This window comes from Thermophagus sp. OGC60D27, assembly GCF_052400625.1.
Taxonomy (GTDB): Bacteria; Bacteroidota; Bacteroidia; order Bacteroidales; family Marinilabiliaceae; genus Thermophagus.
Genome location: NZ_JBQTGH010000002.1, coordinates 463,711 through 481,089 on the forward strand (window position 1 = coordinate 463,711; position 17,379 = coordinate 481,089).

The window sequence follows — 17,379 nt, forward strand, 5'->3', positions numbered from 1 at the left end:
CTTTAATTGATATTGGGTCATAAATTTTTGTCGGTCCGAAATAGACACGATAAAAATATTAACATATTCCTTTTGGGTTCGATGGATAATAAAATATAACGGTGTCGCATCTTCCTTTATGTTATTTGTCTGTCCAAAATGAAACAGATAAACGTGGGAAAGTGCGACACCGATTTTTTTAAAAGTTATTTAAAACAAAGAAAAGGCAACGGTAAGACCGGCCATTACAACAGATACCATAGACATCAGTTTGATCAGAATATTGAGTGATGGTCCTGATGTATCTTTAAAGGGGTCACCAACCGTATCTCCAACTACTGCGGCGCGGTGAGCATCACTGTTTTTCCCGCCATGATTCCCTTTTTCAATGAATTTTTTGGCATTATCCCATGCGCCACCAGCGTTGTTGAGCATTATAGCTAGGGTAAATCCGGCGGTTAATCCACCGGCCAAAAGGCCTACAACGCCAGGAACTCCAAATACAACTCCGACAATCACGGGAACGGCAATTGCCAAAAGGGATGGCAAGATCATTTCACGCTGTGCTCCTTTGGTGGATATTTCCACGCAGCGGGCATAATCCGGCTTGCTTTTGCGTTCCATAATGCCGGGTATTTCTTTGAATTGGCGACGCACCTCATCAACCATTTTACTGGCGGCACGGCCCACTGCTTTCATGGTCATAGAGCTGAAAACGAAGGCCATCATGGCTCCAATGAAAAGGCCTGCCAGCAATAACGGATTAAAGAGAGACAGATCGTAGGCCGAGGAAAAGTCTCGAATGGTTGCTGCGGATATCTCTACCGCTTTTTGTCCTTTTTCCACTACGGGTTCAGGTTGATCCGCCAGATAGAATACGTAATTCCCAATTTGCTGGATCCCATCGACAGAGGCTTTGGCCAGTTTGCCCAACCATAAACGAATTTCTTCCATATAGGCCGCCAAAAGAGCCATGGCGGTGAGAGCTGCCGACCCGATGGCAAAGCCTTTACCTGTGGCGGCAGTGGTGTTGCCCAACATGTCCAAAGCGTCGGTGCGTTCTCGTACTTCGTGCGGTAATTCTGACATTTCGGCATTTCCCCCGGCATTGTCAGCAATGGGACCAAACGCATCGGTAGCCAGAGTAATACCCAGCGTGGAAAGCATTCCCACTGCAGCGAAACCGATTCCGTAAACTCCCATGGCAAAATCGGAAAATCCACCGGCAAAACCAAAGGATCCAACAATGCCGGCTACGATGGTTACTACCGGTATCCACGTTGAAAACATACCTACAGAAATGCCTTCAATAATGGTTGTGGCAGGGCCTTGTAAGCCTTGCTTCGCAATCCCTTTGGTGGGGTTGTACTCATCAGAGGTGAAATATTCGGTTCCCTGACCGATAATGACTCCTGCAAGTAAGCCAACTACCACGGAACCAAATAGGCCCCAAGTGATCCAGTCAAAATAGGCAAGTACTGCTAGAGCTACCAATATCAGAAATGAACTACCTCCGGTGCCAAGTAATAAGGAAGTGAGCAAGTTTTTTTGTGTGGCCGACTCTTTGGCTCGAACAAAGAAAATACCTGCAATGGATAGTAATATGCCGACAGCTGCGACGATCATAGGTGCCAAGACTACCTGCATCTGCTCCGTTCCGGTGAGGGCGGGGAGCGAAGCCCCCAACGCGGCTGTAGCAAGGATTGAGCCGCAATAGGATTCATAAAGGTCAGCCCCCATACCGGCAACATCGCCTACATTATCACCCACATTATCGGCAATGGTGGCAGGATTACGGGGATCATCCTCGGGAATTCCGGCTTCTACTTTACCTACAAGGTCGGCGCCCACATCGGCTGCTTTCGTGAAAATGCCGCCACCTACACGGGCGAATAAAGCCTGAGTGGAAGCTCCCATGCCAAAGGTCAGCATCGTAACCGTTATTTCTACCATCTTTTCTCTTTCGGAAATGCCCGGATGGACAAAGGTGAGGCCGGCAAATTCAAGTCCGTTTTGCATGTTTTCCGGCGTGAAAACCCATTCGTTAAGGACGTAAAACCACATGGCAATGTCGAGAAGACCAAAGCCAACCACCACGAGTCCCATCACAGCACCGCTGCGAAAGGCGATTTTCAATCCCTGATTCAAGGATTGAGATGCTCCCTGAGCAGTTCGGGCCGAGGCATAAGTGGCGGTTTTCATGCCCAGATAACCGCATAACCCAGAGAAAAAACCTCCGGTGAGGAATGCCAAGGGAACAAAAGGATTTTGAACATTAAAATAAGCCAGAATGGCCAGCAGAATGACCAACACTACAAAAACCTTACCTACCACCTTGTACTGACTGCGTAAATAAGCATTCGCACCTTCACGCACATGGCGGGCTATTTCTTTCATGGTATCATTGCCTTCCGAGTTCTTCATCATCTGCTTGAAGAAGAACCAGGCAAAAAACAGCGCTATCATTGAAGCGACCGGAACAAACCAAAATACTGGATTTAGCATAGTTCTAAGATTTACTGGTTATTATATTAATACTGATTCTTGTCTTTTGGCCGAAAAGATGAACCCTTTTCCCGCTGTAATTATATTTACTATCCTCCTCTATTCGCCTCAGGTATTCTTGTTTTATTGGGTGATTGGCTTCAAAAAAAGCCAAAACAGCCACAAGATAAAAAATTTTGTCGGTTTGTTATCTTTGGTTGAAAGAGAAAATTTTTTGCCGACAGGATAAGATTGCGGTCTTTCCCGGGAAAGATTAAAGGCCTTTAAATCGACATTGGGGACGCTCAAAATGATTGCAGAAGGTGTGCGGAATGTTAAAGAGTTGTTGGTTTTTCTCTGCATGTGGTAAAATCGCATCGGAGCATGCGATTGAGTCGCATCGGAGCATGTGATGGAGTCGCATCGAAGCATGTGATGGAGTCGCATCGAAGCATGCGATAAGCCGGTCGTATGCTATGATAGTGTTGTACTTTTGTCTATTAATCAGAGAATTTTCAATGGGCGGTTGTATGATATTCGGTTCGTGACAGAGAAAAAAAGTTGACCTGAGAATGGGGTCAACTTTTCAAGATTATGAGTAGTTTTTTGCCCCGGTTAAGCTTCTGATTTAAACTGTTCTAAGAATCGAATATCGTTTTCAAAGAAGAGTCGAATGTCATTAATCTGATATTTCAACATGGCAATCCGTTCAATCCCCATTCCGAAAGCAAAGCCGGTGTATTCGTGTGGATCAATTCTGCAGTTGGTTAGTACCGCGGGGTCGACCATTCCGCAACCTAATATTTCTACCCATCCGGTGTGTTTACAGATATTACATCCTTTGCCTCCGCAAAGAGTACATGAAATATCCATTTCGGCGGATGGTTCGGTAAAGGGGAAGTAAGAAGGACGCAAACGAATCCGAGTGTCCTGACCAAACATTTCTTTAGCAAAATAGAGGAGCGTTTGTCGTAAATCCGCGAATGAAACATCTTTGTCAATGTATAACCCTTCTACCTGATGGAAAATACAATGGGCCCGGGCCGATATGGCTTCGTTGCGAAACACTCTTCCCGGGAAAATGGCTCGGATGGGTGGCTTTTGTTGTTCCATGGTCCGGATTTGAACCGAAGAGGTATGCGTTCTTAGTAAGATGTCAGGATCCTGTGTGATGAAAAAGGTATCCTGCATGTCACGGGCTGGGTGTTCCGGTGGAAAGTTTAGGGCCTCAAATACATGCCAGTCGTCTTCTATCTCCGGTCCTTCAGCGACAGAAAAGCCGATACGTCCGAATATTTCCGCAATCTGGTTACGGATGATGGACAAGGGGTGACGACTACCCAGAGGCATGCTTGTTCCCGGAAGTGTTAAGTCGGAAATTTCTGTTGTTGGCCCCGATTGTTCAAATTGTTCCTTCAGGTGATTAATTTTTTCTTGTGCAATGCTTTTTAGCTGGTTGATGGCCTGACCTACTGCTTTTTTCTGCTCGTTGGGAACATTCTTAAATTCATTGAAGAGGCCGGGAATTATGCCTTTTTTACTGAGATATTTGATGCGCAGTTGTTCGGCTTCTTCTGCTGAAGATGCAGCCAAATCTTTAACCTCGTTCAGTAATTCATGGATTTTATCAAGCATTGTATTGTATTTTTGGAACAATCTGATTTTAGATTGTCTTTTATCAAATTAATAAAATTGTGTGACTGACAAAAGTAATAAATTTTTTGGGGCCAATCTTCACTGATTCTTTTTAGAAGCCATGTTTTAGCCATTTGTTGTTGAACAATGATTAAAAAATCAGTGAATTTTTTTCATGGGATGTTGCGCAAACCCAGACGTTTCTACTCTACCAGTGTCATTGTTATTGAACCCTGAAATACGATACCATTTCTTTCATATGGTGCACCTGTCCAGAAAGTTCCTCAGAACCGGAAGCCAATTCTTCAGATGCTGCGGCATTTTGTTGAATTACCTGATTCAGTAGTTGAATGGCGCTGTTGATTTGGTCGGCCCCTGATTGCTGTTCCAAACCAGAAACAGCAATTTCTTGAACTAGGTTTGCGGTTTTTTCGATATTGGGAACAATAGCGCTTAATTGTTTACTGGCTTCTTCCGAAATGACTACACCTTGTTTTGCCAATTGATCAATTTTATTGGCAGCAATACGGCTTTTTTCGGCCAGATTTCGAATTTCTTTGGCAATAACCGTAAAGCCTTGTGCTTGTTCACCGGCATGTGCAGCCTCTACTGCGGCATTGAGAGCCAGGATGTTGGTTTTAAGGGCGATGTCTTCGATTATAGAAACGTTGGCGGCGATTTCTTGCATGGCATTGGTGGCTGATGCGGAACTTTTGTTTGCTTTTCTGATTTCTTCGGAGGCTTGAGTCGCCATATTCTTGGTCTCTATGGCGTTTTCTGTGTTTTGTTGGATATTTGCCACCATTTCTTCCATGGAAGAAGATATCTCTTCTGCCGAAGAAGCCTGCTCACTGGCACCTTGGGATAATTGTTGTGAGCTTAAGCTCATCTCCTGACCGGCGCCGGAGATGCTTTCGGAACTGTTAATTATATCGCTAATGATTTTCTTCAGTTGATTTACCATATTTTGGAGGGCATTTGCCAGTTGTCCCACTTCATCTTTTTGATTAAGGATATTGCTTGATAAATCTACTGAGAGATTACCTTCTGCTATCCTTTGCGCTAAAGCTACTCCTTGTCCAAGACCCCGGGTGATACTTCTGGTAATGAGAAAGGACAGAATGAAGGATATTGACATTCCTACAATGATGGTGAAGATAATAAGAAGCATGTTAGAATTGAAGGTTTGGGTTCCTTTGCTTTTTTCCGTTCGTACGTAATTTGTGTTAAAGCTTTTTAGTTGTGTGAAACTGTGGTTGAATTTTTTGTATTGGCTTCCCATTTCATTTTCAGAAATTTCAATGATTTGGTTTAAAATCTTCTGAGACTTCTTAATGCCATTTTCGATTTCATAAAATGAATTGAATAATTTTTGAGCGATAGGAATCATTAATTTATTGTAGTGGTCCCTTGCTTCTTGAAATTGTCCTTTTTTCAATAGACTTTTAATTTTGTAAACTGCATTATGGAAGCTGTTATGATAGGGTTTTATTTGTTCTAGATAAGATGACATAATGGTATCTGTCGTGTCAAATGTTGTAAACCACTGGGCAAATTGACAGGTTTTAGACGATTCTCCATCAACGAATTGTCTTTTATTTTCAAGGGAATGCGATACTTTTAATTGGAGATCATAATGGTCTTTCATGAATTCTTCTATTTGCCCTTTCGTTTTAGTGGGATTCATGATGCCTAGTTGCATGAATGCGGTATTCAACTCAAGGATTTGTTGGTCTATCTTTCGCCATTCCTTTAAATCATTGGTTAAATTATCGTACATTTTTTTTTCTTCGTCAGCAATATCTAATCGGGAGAATTTTTTCATTGTTGTTTGCAAACCTTCTCGAAACAACTCAATATCCTTTACCACTTGCTCTCTCTGAAGGCGGGTTAGATTGGGATTGCTTAAGTCCAAAAAGCTTTCATATATTTTTGTTATGGAATGTTCCATATCTCCCATGTAGTAAACGGAAGGAAGACTTTTATTGGCAACGGAATTGAAAGAATCATCCAAGTTGGCCATGGCTGTGATTCCGGATATACCTATTGTTAATCCCATAATGCCCGCAAAAATGTAACCGACGATAATTTTCTGACCAATTTTCAAATTTTTAAAGTTCATATTTAACAATTAAAAAGTTTTTCTTTAGCATCCCGATGAGTAGCCCAGTGGTCTCCATTGTTTGTTCTGTTCAATCGAAGATCTAAATCTGCATGATGTGTTACGGCTAATCTTCTTTTAAATGAACTTTTGGAAAGGAGAAGACGTTTCTTTTTGTTTTCCGGAATTAGCTGAAAATTAAATAGTAATCGTGTTGATTGATATTCAAGATGAAAGGTTCGGATTAAAAATTGCGACTGAAAGTGTACGTTTTAGATGGAAGTTTAGATGTTTAATTTGGGATGATTCTAAGTAATTAAGAAAGTAAAATTTGTCTTTTCATAAGATGAGAAAAGCCTTTTTATTAGGTGATAAGAATCACCCTGTTTTCTTGGAAAAGCTTTTTAATAAATAGTTCTTTTGACGCCATTTGCGATAATTACAAAAGGGAAAGGCGTCGACATCTAAGTTGGGAGGTGTTGAGCATAGTTTTTGATTTATTTAGGTTTGTGATTATCGATGGTTCGTTTTGAGTTGATTTCCCACATTGTTTCCCGATAATCGGTGTCTGCTCAAGGTTTTGATGAAAATTATTGCATTTCCGTGTTGCTTAAATTTGAATAGAAGTGTTGGTTCATACAGAAAACGAAAAGAAAGATGTTCTTTTGTGTTCCCGTTTTTCAAAATATTTATCCGGTGAAGATAAAGAGTTGTTCGAAAGAAATATCGAGATCGTATATTTCAACAGGGGAGAAGTAATATTCAGGGAGGGGACTCCCTTAACCCATTTTATTTGGATAGAAGATGGTATTGTCAAAATTTATTACCGGAATCAAAATGGGAAAGATATTTTAGTTACGTTAAGAAAGGGACTGGAATTTATGAATCTGCTTTCGCTGGCTGATCATCATTTTAATTATTCTTCAAACGCGCTTACGTCTGCAAAAGTGTGCTATGTGGAAAAGAATTTAATGAATGATTTAATGCTTCGAAATCCTGATTTTGCCATTTATTTATTTAAAGAGTCTTCGCGTCAAAGTGTATCCTTATTGCGACAGGTAATTTCACGAAGTAATAAACATGTGACCGGCAGAGTTGCGGAACTTATATTGTTTTTTTATAGTTTTCTGGAAGTTAGGGATGGGTATTTTGAGTTGCCATTGACACGAAAAGAGTTTGCCCAGCTCGCATCCACTTCTAAAGAAAACCTGATTCGAACTTTAAGCGAGTTTAAAAAAGATGGAATTATTGATTTAAACCTGAGACGGATTAAAATAAACAGCATGGAAATCATAGAAAAACTGAGTCGGCTCGGTTAATCGGAAATGATTTAAAAGCCGTTTCTTCCATAGGGCACTATTTCAATGTTTCGTTTATTTTTCCCCATACTCTGAATGTAGTTTGGGTCTTAATTTTATTTTTTGATAATTTCAATTGTCTTGATTCTGATATCGTTTACAGGGCGGTTTTCCCCATAAGTTTTTACTGCAGCAATTTTGTCGACGATTTCCATGCCCCGAATTACTTCTCCAAAAACTGTATAATCCCCATCAAGGTAGGGAGCCCCTCCGACGGTGGTGTATATTTTACGTTGTGAAGGTGTGAATTTAAATCCTTTCTCTTTTTCAATATCGTCCAACTCTTCGTGGGTGAAAATCCTGCCGGATATGATATAGAATTGGGAACCGTCAGAACGATTTCGTGGGTTTCTATCGGCCGGACGTTTGGATGCGGCCATAGCGCCTCTTTTATGAAAACGGGAAGGTACAATTCGCGTAGGAAGATCATATCCTGGGCCCTGCCAGCCTACCACATCGTCTCTTTTTGCATATTTGGAATCAGCCGCTCCCGTCTGTATCAAAAAATCTTTCAGTACCCGGTGTACCAGGAGGCTATCGTAGAAATGATCACTTACCAGTTTAATAAAGTTGTCCCGGAATGTTGGGGTGTCGTTGTAGAGGCGTATGGCAATATTGCCCATTGTTGTCTTGATTCGAAAGCCTGCTATCTTTTTGTATGAGAGGTATTTCTTGTTGGTTTTTGTGCGTAAATCCCAGATTGATTTAGGGTGAGTGTTTTGTCGTCCTGTAAGACGGGTGATATATTGAGTCGGCAAAACAACCTTTTGAATCGTATCTCTGACTTTTCTTTCTTGAACGATCCCATAAACTTCATGATTGAGAGTGAAAACCGGCTTCCCGGGTTTGAAGGCTATAGGTGCCTCCCTGAAGCTGACGCTATCCTGATCATGATATGGGCCAATTTTCCCTTTACGAATATAGAGGTTTCGGGATGGTCTTTTTAATGTGTAAACAGAATCGGGTATCGAAGGGTTATTTGATAGGTTTAAATGTTTGGGATTGTTTCTTTTAACTTTCAGGAGAAGAAGGTCAAGATTATGGTCATAGGCAGTGTACCCTCTTACGTCTCGAAAATCTTTTGTGCCCGGAGGAGCAATTTTTGCTTTGTATGAACCTTTGATCCAATTCAGATTGGTAATCACCAGATCGCGATCGATGAAGAATCCGAATCCTTTTTTCCCTGGACGGTTGTATTGGTCGAAAGTGTGAATCTCAACCATCCCTTTTATGTTTTCCTGAAAAGATCCACGGGAGGAATGTGCAGTCACTTTTTTCTTTGGTGTGGTTTGGCAGGAGGGAAGCATCAATGCCCCAAGAACAATTAGAAAAAGGAAGATTAAATGTTTGGATGTGAGATTGGAGAATGGGTTCATTCGGATAATCTTAGTCGGGTTCATTACTCTAATGGTACTCGAAGAAAACGGGTATGTCATGAGGGTTTGTTTTAACCTGATTTTTCATGTTGCTCTTATTGTGATATTTCCTGAATTTTAATTACAACATCGGTATAGGGGCGGTCGTTTTTATCGGTTTTGAGATTGGCAATTTTATCGATGACATCAAGGCCTTCCACAACCTCTCCAAAAACCGTGTATTCGCCGTCCAGATCGGGGAGTCCTCCTACTGTGGTGTAAGCCTTTCTTTGTTGGTCTGTAAATTTGAGGTAATCGGACAATGAATATTCAAAGTTGATTTTTTCTTTGATTTGCCGAAGAAGTTTATTGAATGCCTTCGGATCCTCTTGTTTAAGCTTTGCCAGTTCTTCTTTGCGAGGCAGATAGTATTTTCGTTTCAGTTCGTTTTTGATAGGGATGTTGTGATTTTTTTCGATTATATTCAGTTCTTCATTGGTCCAAACTCTGCCCTGAACAATATAAAACTGAGAAATGTCCGACATTTTAAATTGATTGATGTTTTCGGGTTGTCGCGGAGCACAAAGTGCCCCTTTTTTATGAAAATGGTTGTCCCGGTATTCGGCATCAATATTAGCTGCAGATGTTCCATAACCGATGTGTTTTCCACGTGGAGCATTTCTTGAATCGGAAGAACCTCCTTGAATGACAAAGTTTTTTATTACTCTGTAAAATAGTGTTCCATCAAAATGGTCGTTGTTCACCAGTTTGAGAAATTCATTACGGTGATTGGGGGTGTCGTTGTATAGCTTTACCTTCATGTTGCCCATGTTGGTTTTTATGAGAACATAGTGCGTGTATTGCTGAGCTGCCAACGATTGGGTCAGAAGAAACAGTGTTATGACATACCGTATGAGTAAAAGCTTTTGCATTTAAATGAAATGGACTTCTGATTGTTGTTTATTCTTAGTTTTAAGAATCGAGTTTGTTAGAACGGTAACCTCCCGGACACGAATCCGGGAGGTTTAAATATATGTGGGTTAATGAATGATGTCTGTTAATGGTTATTCTTCAATGATTTCCATGGTCATTTCCATGTCATCCACCGGACGGTCCATGGCGCCGGTGGCTACTGAAGCAATGGAGTCGATGACGTCCAGGCCTTCTATCACCTCACCAAAAACGGTGTATTCACCATCCAGGAATGGTGTGCCACCAACCGATGTGTAAGCCTCACGCACCTGATCGGGGAAACTAAAACTGGCTGAATCGCCCAACGCTTCTTTGGCTCTTTGCTCAATCTGGGAGATGAGTGCTTCAAAGCCTTCGCGGTCATTTTTTTGTCTCATGGCCATCAGAGTATCTTGGTAGGGCGTGAGCATTTCATACATTTTGGACTGAAGACGACGCTGTGCCAATTGCTCTTCCATTGAACTAAGTTCCTCATTTGAATAGGATTTACCCTGGACAATATAGAATTGGGATCCTGAAGATTTTTTCTCGGGATTAACCTGGTCTCCTTGCCTGGCTGCAGCGAGGGCTCCTTTTTTATGAAAATGGGTGGGATAGTTAATTTCTGCAGGGAGGGTATAACCCGGACCGCCACTTCCTAAACGGGCATCTTTGGCGGCATCCTTTGACTCGGGATCTCCTCCCTGTATCATAAAACCATTAATTACCCGATGAAATAAAAGTTGGTCATAAAACCCTTCTTCTACAAGTTTGAGAAAATTGTCTCGGTGTTTGGGCGTATCATCATACAGTTTTACCTTCATGTTTCCGTATGGGGTTTTTATAAGGACTTTTTTCTCAGGTTTATTATCGCATTGGACAAGAATAAGTCCCAAAAAGACAATTAATAGTGGCAATAGTGACTTTTTTAGCTTTACAATTAAGGTCATAATAAAGAATTTAAAGATTTAGTTGTTGTTTGAGGTATTCGAATGCAGACTTCTTAAGTAAGTGGTTTGTCAGAGAAGGTGTTAAGGATTTTAGAGGCTTAATTTCTTTAAATTTTGGCCACCCATCGTCATCCTTTCCGTTGGGTTCAAGATAGCCTTCGTAAGATAAAAGGGTGCATTTCCCCAAATTGATGAGGTCCATTTTCTCTTGTCGTGAATAGGTGCGCATTCCCTGTCCTAGCTCCTGAATGCCGATTAGAAATAGCATAAAATCAAAATCGGCCGTTACTTTAAAACGTTTACTTAGTTCCAGTACCAACCGGTCCCAATTCTCCTCGTTATATGTCATTTCCATCGATTCTCTTTTGGTTTGGATGATGAGGTAGCTAAAATTTCTTTGTGAAAATCCAAAAATAATAAAAGTTACACATATTCAATAGATCGGTATGTTTTTCCCTGCGTCTCTCGTTTTTCGAGTAGGATTATAGCTTGAGAGCTTTGTGGCTTAACTTTCTTGGACGGTCAGGAGTAGCCAGAATTATTATTCGGAATGATTTGAATTATTTTTTATTGCATTAAAAAAACCGGCCAGAATTATTCTGCCGGTTTTGTGTGGGTTGTACTGGATTCGAACCAGTGACCCCTACCCTGTCAAGGTAATGCTCTAAACCAACTGAGCTAACAACCCGTTATTTCACGGTGCAAAAATATAAAAAATCACCTATTCCCATCAACAGATGATTAGATTTTTAATTTTTCCCTATTGGACTCTATATTAAATTTTGCAACAGAATGGCTGCCGGAAGGCCTCGTTATTAGCGTTAAAATGTATCGGGGGATGATTTTCCAGGGGAAAGAAAAGTTGCATGTCCGCAGACAACGAATTGTTTAATAATTATTATAATGATTCCGAAATAAAAACAAAAAAGGTTCGATTCACATCGAACCTTTTTTTGGATTTTTTCTGATTTAAGGGAAAGGCTGAACTTTCTGTTTGCAAATATAGACAAAAATTAACACATGCAATATTTATCAAGAAATTTTTTTGCAAAAAATAATTATTGCTGGAACTGAACTATAGGAAAATTGATAATTCTTGAAATTGATGGGGGATAGGAGTTAATATGGTATTTTCTTGAATTTTCCATAGTCATTCAAATTGTTAATTACAAATTGGTACAATATTTATTTAGCCCGGACCATAAGTGTTATTAAAATTGTCGGGTGCAAGGGTCCATGACACTTTTTTACATATTATTGAGTTTTTTTCCGATGTAGAATACATATCCATAATAAGCCTTGTACAAATCATATAATTGTGCTTCATGTTGTTGATAAGTCACTAATTCTTCTGCCTTCTTATTGCCTGCATATTTTTTCAGGAAGATATTTTGAGACTTAACCTGAGGAATATAAAAATGGTCTGTCCAACACTCTTCAGGAAGGATAAACGAAGCTATTGGAATATACCCTGCTTTTTGCATCTGGGCAATTTTGTTTGGAATGGTGTCAATTTCCGGATATGCATCCATCCAGAATTTATGGATTTCAGAGGGGCGCTCCTCGGTCAACCATGATGCCTCTGTAACGGCAATATATCCTCCGTTTTTCAGAAATTTACGCCATTCTTCCAATCCTCTTTTATAGCCAATATTATAGATGGCCCCTTCCGACCAAATAAGGTCTAATTCTTCCTCTTCAAAGGGGAGATTTTCCATCGACCCGGAGATGCCTTTTACCCGATCATTCAGGCCCAACCGGGTTGCGTTTTTATTGAAACGGTCAATGAAGGCAGGAAAGAGATCAAGGCCGGTAATGTGACCTGTTACGTGCTTGGCCAGTACCATTGTTTGGCCTCCTGTACCACAGCCTATATCGGCAATTCGCGATTGAGTGTCTAAATTTTCAATAAAACTTAATGCTTTAAGTGTCATGGCGGGGCTCCCGGGACCTTGCCTTTGTAGGATTGAAAAATAATCGCAGATTAGAGAAATGTCATGGTCATGGATTAATGTATTTTCGTTTTTCATGATGTTTAAATTTTAAAATTGGAGACTTGATCAGGGAAGATCTGATCCCATAATCGGGGTGTTCAATTTGTTATAAAGGTAATTTATAGAACAAATAATTTTACTCCGGCCAGAGTTGACCAGGGTATAAGAAAAGTTAACCTTTGGAAAGAGTGCAAAGGTTAATTATATTACCAGATCCAAAATTAATTTAAACATCCAATGGTTTTTAGTTATAACAAAGATAGTTAAATATTTGAATGGAATTCCTTTGGTGACATGCCAAATTTTGCTTTAAAACTTTTAGAAAAGCTTGATAAACTGGTAAATCCGACAGCATACATTACTTCCGTGATATTGCCATCCTTGTTTTTGAGCATGTTGGCAGCTTTTTGCATTCGATAGTTGTTGAGTATATCTCGTGTCGATTGTCCGGTGATGGATTTTAGTTTTCGATAGAGATGGGTGGTGCTTATGCCCAATGTTTTACTGATCACTTCCACTGAAAAGTCGGGATTTGCAATGTTGCGCTCGATGAGGGATATTACTTTTTTCACGAATAGTTTGTCCGGATCTTCCTTTTGATCCTCTTTTTGCGGAGAAAGTAACAATCGAGTTTCAATATACCGGGTAAGCTGTTCTTCTCTTCGGAAGATGCTTTTTATACTTGACCGGAGATATTCTAGGTCAAATGGTTTGGTGATATACATGTCGGCACCTTTTTTCATACCTTCGGTTTTGTCAATGTCGAGGCTTTTAGCGGTTAATAAAATGACAGGAATGTGGGCGGTTGCCGATGTGGTTTTCAAGATGCTGCATAATTCAGTTCCGCTCATCACTGGCATCATCACATCTGAGATAACTAGATCGGGGAATGTTTTTTGTGCTCGGTCGAGGCCATCGGCACCGTCATCTGCAAATTCCAAGTGATAGTCTTGCCCCAGGTTTATTTTTAGGTATTCCAAAAAATCCGGGTTGTCATCGACGATCAGGATTTTTTTTGCATTCGGAGGTGCTGTTGGCAATTTATCGGTGTTGTCAGCGAGTTTCTTTTGGAAAGAGTTTCTAATTTCGGTTTTGAAATATTTGGCCGAAGCGTTAACAAATGGAATTTGCAGAATGAATCTGCTCCCTTTCCCGAGTTCGCTTTTCAGGTTAATATTGCCACCATGTAATCGCGCATACTCCATGGACATAGTGAGTCCTATACCCGAACCAGATTCAGAAACTTTTCTGGCAGGGGATTGATAAAACAGCTCGAAGATCTTTTTTTGATCTACTTCAGATACCCCCATACCTGTGTCGGAAACACTTAATTCAATCGTTTTTTGTCCGGCATCGATGGTTGTTATCTCCAGACCAACGATTATTTCCCCACCTTCAGGCGTAAATTTAAAGGCATTGGAAAGAAGGTTAAAGAGAATGGTCTCTACCTTTTCTCGATCAACACTACAATTGAGAGTAGGTACTTCTGATTGGAACTGATAGGCTATCTTGTGCCTGGAAGCCAAATCGTCAAAAGATTCAAAAATTGACTTTGCAAAACTGACTAATTCCGTATCCTGGAGATGAATTTGTAGTTCTGATGATTCTATTTTTCTAAAATCAAGAAGTTGGTTAATGAGTTTATAGAGTCTCCCAGCATTGCGATGTGCCAATTCGATCATATGTTGCAATTTGGGATCACTGATTCCTGCATTTACCAATTGTTTTAGGGGGGCTAGAATCAAACCGAGGGGTGTCCGGAATTCATGAGAAATATTGGTGAAGAACTGGATCTTTGCCTGGTAGAGGGCTTCGCTGTGTTGCTTTTCAATCTTTACGATTTGTAATTCATTTCGTAACTTTTGGCGATAACTGAAGACCCTGAACACAAAATAGGTCATGGCAACAATGAGCAACAGATAAATTGCCAGGAATCCTTTGCTGAGCCAAATAGACGGGGAAATAATAATTTTTAGCTCTGTGGTGTCGCTCCAAATTCCCAGGTGGTTGGTCCCTTGAACCTGAAAAAGGTACTCTCCTGGTTTTACATTAGCAAAGACTGCAAAATTATTGTTGCCGCTGTTGTAAATCCATTGATTCTGTGCCGGTGTTAGTCTATACCTGAACTGTCCTTTATCCGGAGAAAGGTAATCCAGCGTTGAAAATTCAAAGGTTAAAGAATTCTGGTAATGTTTTAGTTTTAACGTATTGGCATAGGCGATATCGGTTTGCAATATGGGGGTCCGGAAAGGAAGGATGTTTTGATTATTGATCCTTAAGCCCGTAATATGAACTTGAGAGTTTATTTTGGGAAGGTCTATTCGTTTGGGATTAATCTCCACAAAAGCATTATCTCCTCCAAATAAAATGGTTCCGCTTTGAGTTAGAGCGCTGCAACCAGAATAAAAGCCCTTGAATGGCGAGACCTGATTTATAGGAATGGAGATCATTTCATTGTGTAAAACATCAACTCGAAAAATGGCATTTTGGGTGGTGCCCCAAATATTTCCTTCCGGATCTTTTTCCAGGTTTAAAATTTTTTGGGGCGGTGTCAGATTCACATGTATTTGTGTTGCACTATCAGAATGGAGGTCATATTTAAAAAGTAGTTCTTCAGCTGCAAGCCAAAGGTCTTGGGATTCTCCCGAGAGCAAAGCTGTGATGCTTTTCTCCTCCATCAACTGATTAATGATAGGCAATGGTTTTTTTTGGAGTGAAAATCTGTCCATTTTCCATAACCGATCGCCTATGCCATAATAGATATCTCCGTTGTGAGAGAGCAATAGGCCATTGCCTTCCTTGTCCATCAATTTAAATTTCATTTTCTCAGGGATGACGTTCATGTCTATTACCTTAAAAAGGCCTCCTTCCCAGGCGCTTATCCAAAAATTGCCTTTATAATCCTTGGCAAAACCACTGATATAGTTTGAGGTCAATCCGTTTTCCTGGCCCACCGTGACAGAATGCATTTTTTTATTGACCGGATCCCAGATGTTTATGCCCCCGGCTGTGCCAATCCAAATTCGTCCGTAGTCATCTTCATCAAGGGCATAAACATTATCCAGAAGTAATCGTTTGGAAGGGGCAGATGTGGTGGAAAAAGTCTCTCTTCGTCCTGAGGGGTGTCGTTGTACCACTCCGTGAATCGTTGCTAGCCAGATATTGCCGTGATGGTCCGTTAAAATATTACGTATCTGGTTTCCGATCCGTGGTTCCTGAAATCTGAAAAATTCTTCATGTAAATGATAATAGGGGTCACCTCTGTCTGCCAAACTGACACCGCCCGATGTGATGAGCCAGAGTCGGTTCTGCCGGTCTTCATAGATTTCCCATACTACGTTGTTGGCAATGGTATTGTTCACCATGGGGTCGTGGAAAAAAGTGGTTACCACTCCGGATGAGGTATTAAAAATATCCAGTCCGAAGTCGGTCCCAAGCCATAAGAGGGTATCGTTTTGTATGTATATGGTTTTGATTACCTCGTTGCTGAATTCCGTATTGGAAGCATTGAACAGTTCATATTGTCCGGTATATGTGTTGAAACGAGCCAGCCCCGTTTCAGTGCCAACCCATAATAAAGAGTCCTTTGTTTGGGGACAACCATTGATGGAAACGATGAGATTGTTTTTTAACAGTGGTTTATAGTTCCCTTTAACATCAAAAGCAATAATAGTATCGTTGCGATAGCGGTTAAGTCCGTCATAGGTGCCGATCCAGAGATCTCCATTTTGGGCTTCATAGAAAGAGCGGATGGTATTATGCGATAATCCTGAATTGGAAGTGTTATAAAAAGTGTAGACATTGCGTTTTTCGTTATACTTCAATAAACCACTAGCCGTCCCAATCCATACATTTTCCGATCGATCGATATACAATGTACGGATGATCCGATTTTCGCCTACATTGATTTGTTTGACCTGAAAGGTTCTGACATTAATGGTGTAAAGTCCATCCCAGGTTCCTACCCATAAAATATCGTTGTTGCAGGTAAGGGCTGAAATTTCATCCGATGGAAGAGAACCAGGTGTTGCTGACTTTTGGAAAGCAATCATTTTAAAGCCATCATAACGGCATAGCCCTTCTGCGGTTCCTATCCAAATAAAACCATACGGATCTTGTACAATTGAGTTGGTCGTATTTGAAGGTAAACCATGTTCAATGGTTAGGTTTGAGAAATAGAGAGGATGCAATGATTGACTTTTTGTGGCAAAGGGGAGCAACCCTAGAAAAATCAAGGTCAATGGAAATAGGAAAATGTTATCGATTAGAAAGCTTGAAAACAGAGTGATATTTCTATTTAACATTGATGGATGTTTTTGTCTTTCCGAATTAAGAATCGGTTTCACAGAAAATCAAAAATAGAAATATTTTAACAACAATTGTTGGATAGGATTGATTTGAACCAATTTTTGTAAGAATTAGACAATGTTTGTAATCCGCTTTTAAACAAGTTGGTATGGATTGTTGAACTGCGAAATGCGCTATGATGTAAGAAATGAACAAATTTAGGGCAGATAAAGACAAATACACTTTTTAAGGCTTTTTTATATTTGGTCTTGTTTATAAAAAGCT

General features: G+C 40.5%; 10 protein-coding genes and 1 tRNA gene. 1 reads left to right on the plus strand and 10 read right to left on the minus strand.

All coding sequences use genetic code 11. The features are described from left to right. Positions 1–189: 189 nt before the first annotated feature. The 3 genes from ACT29H_RS04085 to ACT29H_RS04095 all read right to left on the minus strand — a co-directional run bounded on the left by ACT29H_RS04085 (position 190) and on the right by ACT29H_RS04095 (position 6,220). Positions 190–2,484 (minus strand): sodium-translocating pyrophosphatase, encoded by a 2,295-nt coding sequence (locus tag ACT29H_RS04085; protein WP_444820323.1) that lies wholly within the window; start codon positions 2,482–2,484, stop codon positions 190–192. Between the two features lie 594 nt (positions 2,485–3,078). Next, complete coding sequence (gene pheS, locus ACT29H_RS04090; RefSeq protein WP_444820324.1) at positions 3,079–4,098, minus strand: phenylalanine--tRNA ligase subunit alpha; 1,020 nt, start codon at positions 4,096–4,098, stop codon at positions 3,079–3,081. A gap of 223 nt (positions 4,099–4,321) precedes the next feature. Beyond that, positions 4,322–6,220, minus strand: coding sequence for a methyl-accepting chemotaxis protein (locus ACT29H_RS04095; protein WP_444820325.1), 1,899 nt, complete (start codon positions 6,218–6,220; stop codon positions 4,322–4,324). A gap of 605 nt (positions 6,221–6,825) precedes the next feature. Between ACT29H_RS04095 and ACT29H_RS04100 the strand changes: the two genes are divergently transcribed. Beyond that, positions 6,826–7,518: a Crp/Fnr family transcriptional regulator gene (locus ACT29H_RS04100; protein ID WP_444820326.1), complete on the plus strand. Its 693-nt coding sequence runs from the start codon at positions 6,826–6,828 to the stop codon at positions 7,516–7,518. Between the two features lie 95 nt (positions 7,519–7,613). On the opposite strand, the gene ACT29H_RS04105 is transcribed toward ACT29H_RS04100, so the two are convergent. The 7 genes from ACT29H_RS04105 to ACT29H_RS04135 form a co-directional block, all read right to left on the minus strand. Further along, entirely contained in the window at positions 7,614–8,993 is a 1,380-nt protein-coding gene (locus ACT29H_RS04105) for a peptidylprolyl isomerase (protein ID WP_444820327.1), read from the minus strand. Between the two features lie 35 nt (positions 8,994–9,028). Next, positions 9,029–9,844, minus strand: coding sequence for a peptidylprolyl isomerase (locus ACT29H_RS04110; RefSeq protein ID WP_444820328.1), 816 nt, complete (start codon positions 9,842–9,844; stop codon positions 9,029–9,031). A 132-nt stretch (positions 9,845–9,976) separates the two neighbouring features. Beyond that, complete coding sequence (locus ACT29H_RS04115) at positions 9,977–10,813, minus strand: peptidylprolyl isomerase (RefSeq protein ID WP_444820329.1); 837 nt, start codon at positions 10,811–10,813, stop codon at positions 9,977–9,979. A 10-nt stretch (positions 10,814–10,823) separates the two neighbouring features. After that, positions 10,824–11,168 carry a hypothetical protein gene (locus ACT29H_RS04120; protein ID WP_444820330.1) on the minus strand — a complete coding sequence of 115 codons (345 nt, stop codon included), beginning with the start codon at positions 11,166–11,168 and terminating at the stop codon, positions 10,824–10,826. Positions 11,169–11,426: 258 nt separating this feature from the next. Then, a tRNA-Val gene (locus ACT29H_RS04125) sits at positions 11,427–11,501 on the minus strand. Between the two features lie 559 nt (positions 11,502–12,060). After that, on the minus strand, positions 12,061–12,843 hold the full coding sequence (locus ACT29H_RS04130; protein ID WP_444820331.1) for a class I SAM-dependent methyltransferase: 783 nt from the start codon (positions 12,841–12,843) through the stop codon (positions 12,061–12,063). A 227-nt stretch (positions 12,844–13,070) separates the two neighbouring features. Beyond that, the gene (locus tag ACT29H_RS04135) at positions 13,071–17,111 is read right to left on the minus strand and encodes a hybrid sensor histidine kinase/response regulator transcription factor (RefSeq protein WP_444820332.1); all 4,041 of its coding nucleotides are present in this window, start codon (positions 17,109–17,111) and stop codon (positions 13,071–13,073) included. Between the last annotated feature and the right edge of the window lie 268 nt (positions 17,112–17,379).